Source organism: Streptomyces diastaticus subsp. diastaticus (assembly GCF_011170125.1).
GTDB lineage: Bacteria > Actinomycetota > Actinomycetes > Streptomycetales > Streptomycetaceae > Streptomyces > Streptomyces diastaticus.
Map to the genome: position 1 here is coordinate 1,483,304 of NZ_BLLN01000005.1, position 14,186 is coordinate 1,497,489.

10 protein-coding genes are annotated in these 14,186 nt (G+C 73.2%); 2 read left to right on the forward strand and 8 right to left on the reverse strand.

Going from position 1 to position 14,186, the window contains the following annotated elements; translation table 11 throughout:
- Positions 1-291 precede the first annotated feature (291 nt).
- From Sdia_RS23860 to Sdia_RS23870, 3 genes are all read right to left on the reverse strand, one after another.
- Positions 292-1,200: an ADP-ribosylglycohydrolase family protein gene (locus Sdia_RS23860; RefSeq protein ID WP_115069025.1), complete on the reverse strand. Its 909-nt coding sequence runs from the start codon at positions 1,198-1,200 to the stop codon at positions 292-294.
- 13 nt (positions 1,201-1,213) lie between these two features.
- Positions 1,214-1,873: a histidine phosphatase family protein gene (locus Sdia_RS23865; protein ID WP_100457872.1), complete on the reverse strand. Its 660-nt coding sequence runs from the start codon at positions 1,871-1,873 to the stop codon at positions 1,214-1,216.
- Positions 1,874-1,942: 69 nt separating this feature from the next.
- Positions 1,943-2,548 (reverse strand): YdbC family protein, encoded by a 606-nt coding sequence (locus Sdia_RS23870; protein WP_164495034.1) that lies wholly within the window; start codon positions 2,546-2,548, stop codon positions 1,943-1,945.
- A 117-nt stretch (positions 2,549-2,665) separates the two neighbouring features.
- On the opposite strand from Sdia_RS23870, the gene Sdia_RS23875 reads away from it, so the two are divergent.
- Complete coding sequence (locus Sdia_RS23875; protein ID WP_371874291.1) at positions 2,666-3,304, forward strand: TerD family protein; 639 nt, start codon at positions 2,666-2,668, stop codon at positions 3,302-3,304.
- 520 nt (positions 3,305-3,824) lie between these two features.
- On the opposite strand, the gene Sdia_RS23880 is transcribed toward Sdia_RS23875, so the two are convergent.
- From Sdia_RS23880 to nrdR, 3 genes are all read right to left on the reverse strand, one after another.
- Positions 3,825-4,523 (reverse strand): formylglycine-generating enzyme family protein, encoded by a 699-nt coding sequence (locus Sdia_RS23880; protein WP_100457874.1) that lies wholly within the window; start codon positions 4,521-4,523, stop codon positions 3,825-3,827.
- 181 nt (positions 4,524-4,704) lie between these two features.
- On the reverse strand, positions 4,705-7,575 hold the full coding sequence (locus Sdia_RS23885; RefSeq protein WP_124288045.1) for a vitamin B12-dependent ribonucleotide reductase: 2,871 nt from the start codon (positions 7,573-7,575) through the stop codon (positions 4,705-4,707).
- A 139-nt stretch (positions 7,576-7,714) separates the two neighbouring features.
- Positions 7,715-8,224: a transcriptional regulator NrdR gene (gene nrdR / locus Sdia_RS23890; protein WP_100457875.1), complete on the reverse strand. Its 510-nt coding sequence runs from the start codon at positions 8,222-8,224 to the stop codon at positions 7,715-7,717.
- Positions 8,225-8,914: 690 nt separating this feature from the next.
- Here nrdR and lexA point away from each other — a divergent pair.
- Positions 8,915-9,700 carry a transcriptional repressor LexA gene (gene lexA, locus Sdia_RS23895; RefSeq protein ID WP_100457877.1) on the forward strand — a complete coding sequence of 262 codons (786 nt, stop codon included), beginning with the start codon at positions 8,915-8,917 and terminating at the stop codon, positions 9,698-9,700.
- Positions 9,701-9,848: 148 nt separating this feature from the next.
- Here the strand turns inward: lexA and Sdia_RS23900 are convergent, their stop codons facing one another.
- A complete protein-coding gene (locus Sdia_RS23900) occupies positions 9,849-11,837 on the reverse strand; it encodes an ATP-dependent DNA helicase (RefSeq protein WP_100457878.1) in 1,989 nt (662 codons plus the stop codon).
- Between the two features lie 85 nt (positions 11,838-11,922).
- Positions 11,923-13,785: an IucA/IucC family protein gene (locus Sdia_RS23905; protein WP_115069024.1), complete on the reverse strand. Its 1,863-nt coding sequence runs from the start codon at positions 13,783-13,785 to the stop codon at positions 11,923-11,925.
- Positions 13,786-14,186 lie beyond the last annotated feature (401 nt).

Genomic DNA, 14,186 nt, shown 5'->3' on the forward strand with positions numbered 1-14,186 from the left:
CCCTTGTCCCCGTCCGGCACGGGACCCCCTCCCGGCCGGTCCGGGCACGCGGCGTTCGGCTCCGGCGCGGACGCGGGGAGGACGGGCGTGCCGGAACCGGCAATCGTTCCTCGCGGCCGGCGTGCTCGTCCGGGCGCGTGGGGGCAGGCTAGCCAGGGTCCGGGCGCCCGCCCCGGCCGGCGGCACGTTGTGGCATGACCGTGACACTTTCCGGCCCGGGGCGCGACGAGCATGTGCCCGGCGCCGGGAGAGGCAGCCGCACGGGCGGACGGCCCGTGCGGGCCGTCGTCCTCACGCCCCGAGGGCCTCCCCCAGCCAGGCCGGGAGCGGTTCGGTGCGCTCGGCCCACTCGGGGGGCGGGGGCGTCCCGGCCGAGGCGAGGACGCCCCCGACGATGGCGCAGGTGGTGTCGATGTCGCCGCCGGCCTGGGCGGTCCGCCAGAAGGCGGCCTCGTAGTCGTCGAGGCCGCGCGCCGCCGACCAGAGGCAGAAGGGCACCGTGTCGTGGGCGGTGGCGCGGCGGCCGCAGCCCAGGACGGCGGCGACGGTGCCCGCGTCCCGGTAGTCGAGCATGTCGCGGGCGCGCCGCAGCCCCGCCTCGACCGCGCTGCGCGGCACCAGCTCCACCACGGTGTCCAGCAGGGTGCCGCCGGTGGGCGGCCCGGCCGGGTCGGCGGCGAGCGCGGCGGCCGCGGCCACGGCCATGGCGCCGACGACCGCCTCGCGGTGCTGATGGGTGGGGTAGGCGGAGATCTCCGCCTGGTGCGTGGCCTGCTCGGCGTCGCCCGCGTACCAGGCACCGAGCGGCGCGACGCGCATGGCGGCACCGTTGCCCCAGGAGCCGTGGCCCTTGAACATGCCGGCCGACAGGTCACGCCAGTCGCCGCCGTCCCTGATCTGCTCCAGCAGCCAGTCGGTGCCCCGGCCGTAGCCGCGCGCCGGGTCGTGGCGACGGGCGAAGGCGTCGACCAGGCCGTCCTGGTCGACGCGGTGGTCGGCGGCGAGGGCGGCGACCACCGAGGCGGCCATCTCGGTGTCGTCGGTCCACCGCCAGGGGCCGTCCGGAAGCAGGCGGCGGCGCAGGAGCGGATGGCTGCCGGGGTGGGAGAACTGGGCGCCGAGGGCGTCGCCGACGGCCAGTCCGCGAAGGGATGCCAGGGCGCGGGCGACGCGCGGGTCGTGGTTCGTGTCAGCGGTCATCGCGCTGTTCACTCTAGCCGGTACGGCCGTAGGGCTCGGGTTCCCGCCAGCGGTGGAAGGGCCGGTCGAGGTGGTAGCGGCCGTCGTCGCCGAGCTCCAGGACCCGCAGCTCGGCGTTGTCCGGGTTGGAGAGCGACTCGAACTCGGCGACCGTCCAGTGGAACCAGCGCATGCAGAACAGCCGCATGGTGAGGCCATGGGTCACCAGCAGCACGTTCGGCGGGTGGTCGGGCGCCTCGAAACTGCGGTAGAGGCTCTCCAGGAACGCCCCGACGCGGTCGTACACGTCGGCGCCCGACTCACCCTGCGCGAACCGGTAGAAGAAGTGCCCGTACGCGTCCCGCCACGCCTTCTGCCGGCGTACGTCCTCTCGGTCCTGCCAGTTCCCCCAGTCCTGTTCGCGCAGCCGGGGCTCCTCGCGGATGCGGACGACCTGTGGGTCGAGGCCCAGGTGGGCGAGGGTCTGGTGGGTACGGAGGTAGGGCGAGACGTAGACGCTGACGCGTTCGTGGCCGAAGAGCTCGCGCAGCCGTACGCCCGCCCGGACGGCCTCGGCGCGGCCTCTCGCAGTGAGCGGCAGCGCGTGATCGGGCTGGCGCTCGTACACGCTGTCGTCGGCGTTGCCCTCCGACTCGCCGTGCCGGACGAGGACGATGCGTCGCGGTCGGACCATGGGCAAACCCTAGTTCGGCCGCGCCGGGCGGCGGCGGCCGGGGCGACCGGCGCGTCGTCGGGCGCCCGCTCAGACCGTCCAGGACGGTTCGAGGTCGACGACGGCGCCGGTCAGGGCGGCGACGTCGGCGGCCGTACGGGCGCGCAGGGAGAGCCGCTCGATGCGCTCGGTGCGGTACTTGCCGTGCTCGGCGGCCGCCCACCACATGGACAGGATCAGGAACTCGTCGCCCGGCGCCTCCCCGAACAGGCCGCGGACCATGCCGGGCGAGCCGGCCATCGCCGGGTTCCAGACCTTCTCCTGCATCAGCGAGAAGTTGTCGACGCGGTCGGGCCGCACCCGGCAGTGGGCCACCCGCACCACGTCGACGTCGGTGAAGCGCGGCTCGAACCCGGTCCTCACGTCGAAGCGGTGCGAGAAGAGACGCACCCGGGCCCCCGTGTACGTGCCGGACTGCGAGGCAGCGAGCCGGTCGTGGGAGCGCGCCATGAAGGAGTCGTAGAAGGCACGGCTCTCCCAGAGGCTGAACACATGGGCCACGTCCGGCCGCGACCGGCTCCACCCCCCTCCTTGTCCCAGGAACCCCGGCTCCCCCGGGAGCCCCGCCCACTTGCGCTGTCCCCGCTCGAACCCCCGGCGGTCCTTCACGGTGCAGCGCGTCCACTTGACCAGCACCGCGCCATCGTACGGGCCCCGGTGCCCGCGCAGGGCCCCCGCGCACGAAGCACGGATGGCCGAAGTTCCGCGCCTCGCGCATCCGTTCGTCCTCCCGGAGGCTTCCGGTACGGGGAAGTGGGGCATAGGCATCTCCGACGCCGTGTCAGAACGGCGTGGCAGGATGGAGTTTCCCGGCCCGGGCAAGGGCCGACGGGGTATGTCACAGGGGGAAGGACCGCGATGAGCACGCCCAACAAGAACCTCGGGACGATCGAGATCCGGCTGAAGTGGGACCCGAGTCCGCTCGGCGAGGCCGCCCACGACCTCGACCTGATCGCGGCCGCCTTCTCCGCCGACGACCCGCGGGGCGCCCCCGACCAGCTGGTCCACTTCGACGCCCGCTCCCCCGACGGCACCATCCACCTCCAGCGCGAGAGCCGCACCGGCCAGGGGCTCGGCTTCGACGAGGTGATGAGCCTGGAGTTCGAGCGGATGTCGGAGCGGCTCGACCGGATCGTCATCGGCGTCGCCATACAGCAGCGCACCGGCGCCAAGACCTTCTCCGGCGTGCCCCGCACGGAGGCGGAGATCGTCGAGGAGTACGACACGCTCGCCACCTACGACTTCGCGGAGGTCGGGGACGCCACGGCGGCGGCCATCGCGGTCTTCCGGCGTGACGAGTCCGGCGCGTGGCAGCTGCGGCGGGAGGTGCGAGGCTTCGCCGACGCCGACCCGGACGCCTTCGCGCAGCTCATGGCCGACGTCGGCGTCTGACCCCGCCCGGCGCCGGGGCGCGGCCGGTCAGCCTCCGGCCGTGGCGGGCCGCCCCGCCCGGCCGCGGGCGAAGCCCTCGCGCGAGCGGGGCGCGGGCAGGGGCTGTCCTCCTGTGCGCCCTCGGTCGGCGCGGGGCCTGCCGCGCGGAGCCCGCGGCGCCGCTCGGCGGTGAGGCCGTGCGGCACCGCCCCCCGGCGCGGGCGGGCCCTCGTGGTCCGGCGGGTGGCGCGGTCCTCGGTGCGGAGGCGCCGCGGCCCCGGGCGTGCGGGCGGCACCGGCGGCGCGGCTGTCGTGGTGGACGGTGCCCCCGCGGTCACGTCCACCGTTCCCGCCCGCCGCCGGGCAGCGGCACGGCGATGTGCGGCACGGCGATGCGCAGGCGGCTGCGGGCGGTGGACTCGCGCCCGGCCGGTGAGCCTCCGAGGACCGCGGCGAGGCGGTCACCGTGGCGGGCGGCGGCGGCCGGGCCGTGGGGTGCTCGCCGGCCCGGCCGTGGCGCCGTGCCGCCGGGCGGGCCGGTTCAGAGCGACCGGGCCAGCCGGAAGCCCAGGTCGTCGATGCGCAGGGTCGGGTGGCTCTTGCGGCGGCAGGCGGCGCGGACCCCGCGCGGCTCGTCCTGCCAGCCACCGCCCCGGAACACCCGGTACGGCCCGTAGACCTCCGGGTCGTACAGGTCCCAGCACCACTCCCAGACGTTGCCGAGCATGTCGTACAGACCGAAGGCGTTGGGCCGCCGGGTGCCGGCCGGGTGCGGGCGTCCGCCGGAGTTGCCCCGGTGGTGGGCGACCTCGTCCAGCGGCCCGTACCGGACGTCGGGCGAACCGGCGCGGCAGGCGTACTCCCACTCGGCCTCGGTCGGCAGGCGGAACCCGTCGGCCTCCCGGTCCCAGCGGGTGTCACGTGCGTCCGGGTCGTCCCCGAGGAGGTAGCAGGGGCGCAGGCCCAGCGCCTGCGAGAGAAGGTTGCAGTGGCGCAGGGCGTCCGGCCAGGAGACCTCCGTGACCGGGGTGCCCGGCCCTCCGGGGCCCGCCGGTTCCTGCCCGGTGACCGCCGCGTACCGCTCCCGGGTCACCGGGTACGCACCGAGTTCGAAGGCGGCCACGGCGACGGTCCGCTCGGTCTTCGCGGCCTCGTCGCGCAGGGTCACCTCGCCCGCCGGTACGGGCAGCAGCTGGTCCCGCGCCGCCAGGGACCTGGTCACTTCCCGGGTGCTCGTCATCCGCCCTTCCTACCGGCTCCGCCGCCCCGCCGTGGCCGGAACGCGGACATCCGGTGGCAGGTTCCCCGGTACCGGGCGGGAAAGCGCGAAGAGGGTGCCCGCCCACCGGCCGGCACCCTCTCACCAGGCTCTCAGCACCGCACGCCGCTCAGCGCGCCCGGTGCCGCGGACCGGCCGGCTGTCAGCTGCACCCGCTGGTGGAGCCGCAGCCCTCGCAGATGTAGCAGGAGCCGGCGCGCTGCATCTTGGTGCCGCAGGAGAAGCAGAGCGGGGCGTCCGCGCTGATGCCGAGCTGCATCTCGACCAGCTCGGCCGAGGTGTGCGCCTGCTGCTCGGGCTTGGCCTGCGGGATCTCCGTGCCGGTCGCCGGGGCGGAGACCTCCGGGGCGGGCGCGGCCAGTTCGGCCGGCTCCTCCTCGGCGGGCTCGTAGGAGCCGGTCTCCAGGTGGCGGCGGCGCTCGTCGGCGGAGTGGATGCCGAGGGCCGAGCGGGTCTCGAAGGGCAGGAAGTCCAGCGCCAGCCGGCGGAAGATGTAGTCGACGATCGACTGGGCCATCCGCACGTCCGGGTCGTCGGTCATGCCGGCCGGCTCGAAGCGCATGTTGGTGAACTTCGAGACGTAGGTCTCCAGCGGCACGCCGTACTGGAGGCCGACCGAGACGGCGATGGAGAAGGCATCCATCATGCCCGCGAGGGTCGAGCCCTGCTTGGACATCTTCAGGAACACCTCGCCGAGGCCGTCGTCCGGGTAGGAGTTGGCCGTCATGTAGCCCTCGGCGCCGCCCACCGTGAAGGAGGTGGTGATGCCGGGACGGCCCTTGGGCAGGCGCTTGCGGACCGGGCGGTACTCGACGACCTTCTCCACGGCGGCGCGGATGGTCTCCTCGGCCTGCTCGGTGATCTCGGCCTTCTCCTCCTCCTTCTTCTTGGCGGAGAGGGGCTGGCCGACCTTGCAGTTGTCGCGGTAGATCGCGAGCGCCTTGACGCCGAGCTTCCACGCCTCGAAGTAGACCTCCTCGACGTCCTCGACGGTGGCCGTCTCGGGGAGGTTGACCGTCTTGGACAGGGCGCCGGAGATCCAGGGCTGGATCGCGGCCATCATCCGGACGTGGCCCATCGCGGAGATGGAGCGCTCGCCCATCGCGCAGTCGAAGACCTCGTAGTGCTCCGGCTTGAGCGCGGGGGCGTCGATCACGTTGCCGTGCTCGGCGATGTGGGCGACGATCGCCTCGATCTGCTCCTCGGAGTAGTTCATGCGCCGCAGCGCCTGCGGCACGGTGCCGTTGACGATCTGCATGGAGCCGCCGCCGACCAGCTTCTTGAACTTGACCAGCGCGAGGTCGGGCTCCAGGCCGGTGGTGTCGCAGGACATCGCGAGACCGATGGTGCCGGTCGGGGCGATGACGGACGCCTGGGCGTTGCGGAAGCCGTTCTTGGCGCCGAGGCGCACCACGTCCTGCCACGCCTCGGTCGCGGCGGCCCAGACCGGGTTGTCCAGGTCGTCGGTGCGCACGGCCTTGGCGTTGGCGTCGGCGTGCTGCTTCATGACCCGCTGGTGCGGCTCGGCGTTGCGGGCGTACCCCTCGTACGGGCCGACCACGGCCGCGAGCTCAGCGGAGCGGCGGTAGGAGGTGCCGGTCATCAGCGAGGTGATGGCACCGGCCAGGGCGCGGCCGCCGTCGGAGTCGTAGGCGTGGCCGGTCGCCATGAGCAGGGCGCCGAGGTTGGCGTAGCCGATGCCCAGCTGGCGGAAGGCGCGGGTGTTCTCACCGATCTTCTGGGTGGGGAAGTCGGCGAAGCAGATGGAGATGTCCATCGCCGTGATGACCAGCTCGACGACCTTGGCGAAGCGCTCGGACTCGAAGGACTGGTTGCCCTTGCCGTCGTCCTTGAGGAACTTCATGAGGTTGAGCGAGGCGAGGTTGCACGAGGTGTTGTCCAGGTGCATGTACTCGCTGCACGGGTTCGAGCCGTTGATACGGCCGGACTCGGGGCAGGTGTGCCAGGCGTTGATGGTGTCGTCGTACTGGATGCCGGGGTCGGCACAGGCCCAGGCGGCCTCGGCCATCTTGCGGAAGAGGGACTTGGCGTCGACCTCCTCGATGACCTCGCCGGTCATGCGGGCACGCAGGCCGAAGGTTCCGCCGGACTCCACGGCCTTCATGAACTCGTCGTTCACGCGCACCGAGTTGTTGGCGTTCTGGTACTGGACGGACGTGATGTCGTCACCGCCCAGGTCCATGTCGAAGCCCGCGTCGCGCAGGGCGCGGATCTTCTCCTCCTCGTTGACCTTGGTGCGGATGAAGTCCTCGATGTCGGGGTGGTCGACGTCGAGGATGACCATCTTGGCCGCGCGGCGGGTGGCGCCGCCCGACTTGATCGTCCCTGCGGAGGCGTCGGCGCCGCGCATGAAGGAGACCGGGCCGGAGGCGTTGCCGCCGGAGGAGAGCAGTTCCTTGGAGGAACGGATGCGGGAGAGGTTCAGGCCGGCTCCGGAGCCGCCCTTGAAGATCATCCCCTCTTCCTTGTACCAGTCGAGGATCGACTCCATGGAGTCGTCGACGGAGAGGATGAAGCAGGCCGAGACCTGCTGCGGCTGCGGCGTGCCGACGTTGAACCACACCGGGGAGTTGAAGCTGAAGATCTGGTGCAGCAGCGCGTGGGCCAGCTCGTGCTCGAAGATCTCCGCGTCGGCGGGAGAGGCGAAGTAGCCGTTCTCCTCGCCGGCCTTGCGGTAGGTCTTCACGATGCGGTCGATGAGCTGCTTGAGCCCCGTCTCACGCTGCGGGGTGCCGACGGCCCCGCGGAAGTACTTGCTGGTGACGATGTTGACCGCGTTCACCGACCAGAAGTCGGGGAACTCGACGCCACGCTGCTCGAAGTTGACCGAGCCGTCGCGCCAGTTGGTCATGACGACGTCACGAAGCTCCCACTGGACCTCGTCGTACGGATGCACGCCGGGCGTCGTGTGGATGCGCTCGATACGCAGGCCCTTGGCCTTGGAACCCTTCGTACGGGAACCTCGTGCCGGGCCGCTCGCCGTCTCTGTCATGCCGCCTCCCATATGTGGGTGAAACACCCAAAAGTGCGCAGAGCTTCCCTGCGACACGGTCTGTCTTCTCTTCCGGACGCCGCCGCAGCGCCCGGTCACATCCTGCTTCCGCCGCCGGGGGAACGGCGGCCCGGCCCGCTCAGTCGGTGGCCGTGACGGGAGCCGGAACGCCCGGCCCCTGCTCCTCGCCGTCCACCCCGCCGCGCTCCTGCGCCCGCAGCTCGGTGATGGCGGTCTCGAAGTCCTCCAGCGAGTCGAACGCCCGGTAGACCGAGGCGAACCGCAGGTAGGCCACGAGGTCCAGCTCCTGGAGCGGGCCCAGTATGGCGAGGCCCACGTCGTGCGCGGCCAGCTCGGCGCTGCCGGTGGCGCGCAGCGCCTCCTCGACCCGCTGGCCGAGCTGCGCGAGCGCGTCCTCCGTCACCGGCCTGCCCTGGCACGCCTTGCGGACGCCGCTGATGACCTTGGCCCGGCTGAAGGGCTCGGTCACGCCGCTGCGCTTGACGACCGTCAGGGAGCAGGACTCCACGGTCGTGAAGCGACGGGAGCAGTCGGGGCACTGGCGGCGACGTCTGATCGACGTTCCGTCGTCGGTGGTGCGACTGTCCACGACACGGCTGTCGGGGTGCCTGCAGAAGGGGCAGTGCATGAGACTCCGAACCCTCCTTCACAGCACGACTCAGTGGCTCGCCGGGGCCGCACGGCCCCTCGAAGCAGGCTCCAGCATAGGCGATGAACCTCCGGCCGAATCACCCGCACCACAACTTGTGGGCCCCCTCCCTCGTCTCACCACTAGATCTGGTGTCTGGAGGGAAAGTTGACCCGACGGCGTGTCGCCGAGGGCCCCCGCGGCACGCCGCTTCGGGCAACGGCCGGCCCGCCCGGCGGACCGGCGCGCGCGGACGGCCGGCGGACCCCGGGCCCGCCGCCACCACGCACGGCTCCGCAGCATACGGAGGGCGGGCGTGCGCGCCCGCGAAGGGGGGCCGGTGCGACCGGCCACCGGCCTCGGATGGCAGACTGTGAGCTCGCCGGGAGCGGTCCGCACCGCCTCCGGCACCCGGCCACGGCGGAGGAGGTCACCGCACGGCCGATCGAGCCGGGCGCGCCCCGGGCGGGGCCGCAAGAACGTGCCCGGCGGGGCGCCGCACCGCCTCCGGCCCGCCGGAAGCGGACATCCCGGCGGTAAACACCCCACCAGGACCGGCCTCGCCCATACACCCGAACGCCCGCCCACGTCAGCTGAACTGCGGTTTTTCACTCGAACGTGTGTTTGGCGCAACCTTTCGAAAGCAACTACCGTTGGCTATCCAGGGAGTACACACCGAGAGGGGCCGACGTGACCACGACCGCAGACAGCGCCACCATCACCGCCCAGGGCCGGTCCCAGGGACGACGGGAGTCGGTGCACGCCATGAATGAGCCCGCCTCGCACCAGGAGGGGGCGAAGCCCGCCCGCTCGCTCCCCGGCCGGCCTCCGGGCATCCGCGCCGACAGTTCGGGCCTCACCGACCGGCAGCGCCGCGTCATCGAGGTCATCCGCGACTCCGTGCAGCGCCGCGGCTACCCGCCGTCGATGCGGGAGATCGGGCAGGCCGTCGGCCTCTCCAGCACCTCCTCCGTCGCCCATCAGCTGATGGCCCTGGAGCGCAAGGGCTTCCTCCGCCGCGACCCGCACCGCCCCCGGGCGTACGAGGTGCGCGGCTCCGACCAGCCGAGCACGCAGCCCGCGGACACCACGGGCAAGCCCGCCGCCTCCTACGTACCGCTGGTCGGCCGGATCGCGGCCGGCGGGCCGATCCTGGCCGAGGAGTCGGTCGAGGACGTCTTCCCCCTCCCCCGCCAGCTGGTCGGCGACGGTGAGCTGTTCGTGCTCAAGGTCGTCGGTGACTCGATGGTCGAGGCGGCCATCTGCGACGGCGACTGGGTCACCGTCCGCCGCCAGCCCGTCGCGGAGAACGGCGACATCGTCGCCGCGATGCTGGACGGCGAGGCGACCGTGAAGCGCTTCAAGCGCGAGGACAACCACATCTGGCTCCTGCCGCACAACGCCGCCTACCAGCCGATCCCCGGCGACGAGGCCACCATCCTCGGCAAGGTCGTCGCGGTCCTGCGGCGGGTCTGACCCCGCCGGTACCCCCTGGCGAGTCCCGGAACCTCTGCGCCGGTTCCGGGACTCTTCGCATGTCCCGGAAGAGGCGTCCCCGGCTCAGGAAATCACCGGGCTCAGGCGTCAGCCGGCCGGCTCCGGGCCTTCCGGGCCCCTTCCCCCGCTACTTCCCCTCCGCCCGGGCCGCCTCGTCGATCGCGGCGAGCGAGCGGCGGACCTGGTTCCGGTCCGTGGTGTACCAGAAGTCGGGCAGGGAGGCGCGGAGGTAGCTGCCGTAGCGGGCGGTGGCGAGGCGCGGGTCGAGGACGGCCACGACGCCCCGGTCCCCGGTGGCACGGACGAGGCGGCCCGCGCCCTGCGCCATGAGGAGCGCGGAGTGGGTGGCGGCCACCGCCATGAAGCCGTTGCCTCCCGCCTCCTCGACGGCCTTCTGGCGGGCCGACATCAGCGGGTCGTCGGGGCGCGGGAACGGGATGCGGTCCATCACCACCAACTGGCAGCTCGGCCCCGGCACGTCCACGCCCTGCCACAGGGAGAGTGTGCCGAAGAGGCAGGTGCGGGGGTCGGCCGCGAAATTCTTGATCAGCTCGCCGAGCGTCTCCTCCCCCTGGAGCAGGATCGGCACGTCCAGGCGCCCGCGCAGCTCCTCGGCGGCGGCACGGGCCGCGCGCATCGACGAGAAGAGGCCCAGCGTGCGGCCGCCGGCCGCCTCCACCAGCTCGGCCAGTTCGTCGGACATGTCGGCGCGAGTGCCCTCACGGCCGGGGTTGTTCAGGTGGCGGGCGACGTAGAGGATGCCCTGCTTCGGATAGTCGAAGGGGGAGCCGACGTCGACGCCCTTCCAGACCGGCAGGTCGGCGCCGGGCGTGCCGTCGACGCCGGCGGTGCCCTCAGGGGCGAGGCCGAGGGAGGCGCCCACGCCGTTGAAGTCACCGCCGAGCTTGAGGGTGGCGGAGGTCAGGGTGACCGAGCGGTCGGCGAAGAGCTTCTCGCGCAGCAGCCCGGAGACGGAGAGGGGGGCGACCCGCAGCGAGGCGCCGAAGCGGTCGTGCCGCTCGTACCAGACCACGTCGTACTCGGAACGCTGGGAGATGCGCTCGGCGACGGTGTGGATCGACTCGACGGAGGCGAGCGCCTGCTTGCGGACGGCGTCCTCGTCCTGCACCGACTTGTCGCGGGTGGCGCCGAGCGCCGAGATCACCGTACGTGCGGCGTCCCGCAGCGAGGCGAGGGCGTACTCGAGGTCCTCCGGGACGGTCTCCAGGCGGCCGGGGAGGGCCAGCTCCATCAGGCCCTCGAAGGTCTCGGCGGCGGTCTGGAGGGCGTCGGCCGCCTTCTCGTTGACCAGTTTGGCCGCGCGGCGCACCGCACGGTTGACCTGGCCCGGGGTGAGCTCGCCGGTGGCGACGCCGGTGACGCGGGAGACCAGCTCGTGGGCCTCGTCGACGATCAGCACCTCGTGCGAGGGGAGGATGGGGGCGCCCTCGATGGCGTCGATGGCGAGCAGCGCGTGGTTGGTGACGACGACGTCGGCCAGCCGGGCGCGCTCGCGGGCCAGCTCGGCGAAGCACTCCTGCCCGTAGGCGCAGCGGCTGGCGCCCAGGCATTCCCGGGAGGAGACGGACACCTGCGACCAGGCACGGTCGGAGACGCCGGGCGTCAGGTCGTCCCGGTCGCCGGTCTCCGTCTCGTCGGACCAGTCGCGCAGCCGCAGCAGGTCGGTGCCGAGCTTGCTGGTGGGTGTGGCGCTCTCGAACGGGTCGAAGAGGCCCTCTTCCTCCTCCTGCGGCACGCCCTCGTGCAGCCGGTGCAGGCAGAGGTAGTTCGAGCGGCCCTTGAGCATGGCGAACTCGGGGCGCCTGCGCAGCACCGGATGGAGCGCCTCCACCGTGCGGGGCAGGTCCCTCTCGACCAACTGGCGCTGGAGGGCCAGGGTGGCCGTCGCGACCACCACCCGCTCCCCGTGGGCCAGGGCGGGCACGAGGTAGCCGAGCGACTTTCCGGTGCCGGTGCCCGCCTGGACGAGCAGATGGGAGGAGTCGTCGATGGCCGAGGCGACGGCTTCGGCCATGGCCACCTGACCGGGCCGCTCGGTGCCGCCCACGGCGGCGACGGCGGCGTGCAGGAGCTCGGTGAGTGAGGGCTTCGTCATAGCCGCTCCAGCCTACGGTGCGCCACCGACAGCCCCGTCCCGTTCCCGTGCTCCGGGCGGCGCGTACGCTCCCGCGCGCCCCCGCTCACCCAGCGGCGAGGGGGTGCGGCGGCTCCGCGTGCAGGGGGTTCGGCACGGTGCCGTGCACGGCGGCGTGCGGGCGGGCGGCGCGGTCGCGGTAGCCGTCGAGGTGGAGGCGGTTGCGGTTGAGGCAGAGCCGCTCGATCTCCGGGGCGAAGAGGTCGAAGAGCTCGTAGCGCTCCTTGAGGTGGGGGAAGCGGGTCTGGTGGCGGACGATCTCGGCGCGCGCCAGTTGCCAGAAGTCGGCCTCCGGGACGCCCAGCTGCGTGGCGCAGAGCGGCGCGAGGTAGCGGAAGACGCCGATGAAGAGGCCCGAGTGGATGAACTGGGGCAGGAAGCCCGGGCTCTCCGTGAGCAGGACGGCACGCACCTCGTCGGGCATGTCCGCGTGCTCGGGCAGCGGTTCGGAGCTGATGTTGACGTCGTCGACGAAGTCCTTGACGGCGAGCCGGGTGGGGATGTCGTGCTCGTCGAAGACGACGATGGCGTTCTCACCGTGCGGGGAGAAGACCGTGCCGTACTGGTGGAGGAAGTGGACCAGGGGCGGCAGCAGCGCGGCGAAGAGGTGGCGGAGCCAGTCACGGGGGTCGAGGCCGGACCGGGCGACGAGTTCGGCGGTGAAGGCCCGGCCGTCGCGGCCGGTGTGGATCAGTGAGGCCAGTGTGCGGGCGCGTTCCCCGGCGTCCAGATGGTGGCTGAGCGGTTCCCGCCAGATCGCGCCGAGCAACTCCTTGTACTGGTAGGGGACTTCCGGCAGGCCGTCGTAGACGGGGTGGCCGACGGTGACCGAGGCGACCTCGCCCAGGAGGATGACGCGGCACTCGTCGCGCAGGTACGGGTCGTTGTCGCGCAGGCCCCGCACCCAGTCGGTGACGGCCGGGGCGGCGAGGGTGCGTTCGGTCGGCAGGCCGCGCCAGACGAGGGTGTTGAGGATGGTGAGCGGGAGTTTGACGGTGTGGCGCCGGGGTCGGCTCAGGTTGAGGAAGGTGCGGATGGACTGCTGGGGCAGCCGCTCGTCCGGGTCGGGGGCCAGTGGCACGATGCGCCGGTCGGCGACGGCCGGGGCGAAGAGCGGGACCACCGTGTCGTCCCACTGCCAGGGGTGGACCGGCAGGTAGAGGTAGGCGGCCGGGTCCAGCCCCTGGTCACGCAGGACGCCGGCGAACAGCTCACGGGTGGCCTCGTCCAGCTCGCCGCGGTAGAGACGCTCGGCGTCGAGGCCGTGCACGCCCCGGTAGTCGGCGAGGGAGGTGTGGACGGCGATCCACGGCAGCCGGGCCGGGCGGCGGGCCTCGGGCGCCCAGCGCGCGGTGTCCTCGGCGGAGAAGCCGATGCGCCCCTTGTTCAGGACCAGCCAGGGATGACCGGTCTGGTGGCCTTCCAGAGCGGCGTAGTCGAGGTCGGCCAGTTCCGCTGCGGTCAGCGCGGTCGCGTCGAGGCGGGTGTCGGCGGCGAGGGTGCGGGTGAGTTCGCGCAGGACGTGGCCGAGGGTGTCGCCGTCGAGCCGCAGCAGCGGTCGGGCGCGCACCAGGAAGTCCAGTGGATCACCGTACGGGCGGGGCGCACCACCGTTCTCGACGAGCGTGACGCTGCCCGCCTCGACCTGCCAGTGCCCGTACGCCCAGCGCCGTGCCCGGAACCGCAGCGCGGCGTCGCCCGGGCCGCCGAGCGGCAGGAGGTAGGGGGCGCCGTCGGGTCCGGGCGGCGCGAGGGGGTGGGGCTCGATGATCTCCTCGTACGCGAACTCGCCGAGCATCTTGGCCAGCAGCCGGCGCTCGGCCCGCCGCCAGGCGTCGGCGGTCAGTTCGGGCGGGGTGCGCAGGACGGAGCCTTCGGACAGGGGCTGGTCTGCGGTCGGACGCGGCACGGGGACTCCTCTGAGGGGACGGATCGGGGCGGACCGGGCACCCGTCGCCGGCGCCCGGAGCGGAACGGTCGCAGTGATCGGGCCACGAGGGAACAGGGCCCGGCGCGCACCGGAGAGCCGCGCGCGGGGGCGTACGCCCCCTGGAGGCGGCTGAGCCGACGCGGCCCTGCCCGGCGGGGTGGGCACGGGGCGCACGGGTGAGCGGGGGCGCGTACAGGGGCGTGCCAGGTGCACGCGAAGGCGCGGGCGCAAAGCGGGCGCCGGGTCGCCGGAGGGCTGGTGCCCCGCGCGCGGTGGACCCGGGGAGCGGCGGCCGCACGTGCCGGGCGGCGAGGGGCCGTCGCGCCGGGGCGGCCCGCGGCCTCCCCTCCTCCGCACGCCGGTGGGCGGCCGCGGATCGC

Excerpts from the sequence above, each read along its gene's own strand:
- Sdia_RS23860 (WP_115069025.1), bottom strand. The coding sequence starts at position 1,200 with ATGACCGCTGACACGAACCACGACCCGCGCGTCGCCCGCGCCCTGGCA.
- Sdia_RS23865 (WP_100457872.1), bottom strand. The coding sequence starts at position 1,873 with ATGGTCCGACCGCGACGCATCGTCCTCGTCCGGCACGGCGAGTCGGAG.
- Sdia_RS23880 (WP_100457874.1), bottom strand. The coding sequence starts at position 4,523 with ATGACGAGCACCCGGGAAGTGACCAGGTCCCTGGCGGCGCGGGACCAG.
- Sdia_RS23885 (WP_124288045.1), bottom strand. The coding sequence starts at position 7,575 with ATGACAGAGACGGCGAGCGGCCCGGCACGAGGTTCCCGTACGAAGGGT.
- nrdR (WP_100457875.1), bottom strand. The coding sequence starts at position 8,224 with ATGCACTGCCCCTTCTGCAGGCACCCCGACAGCCGTGTCGTGGACAGT.
- Sdia_RS23900 (WP_100457878.1), bottom strand. The coding sequence starts at position 11,837 with ATGACGAAGCCCTCACTCACCGAGCTCCTGCACGCCGCCGTCGCCGCC.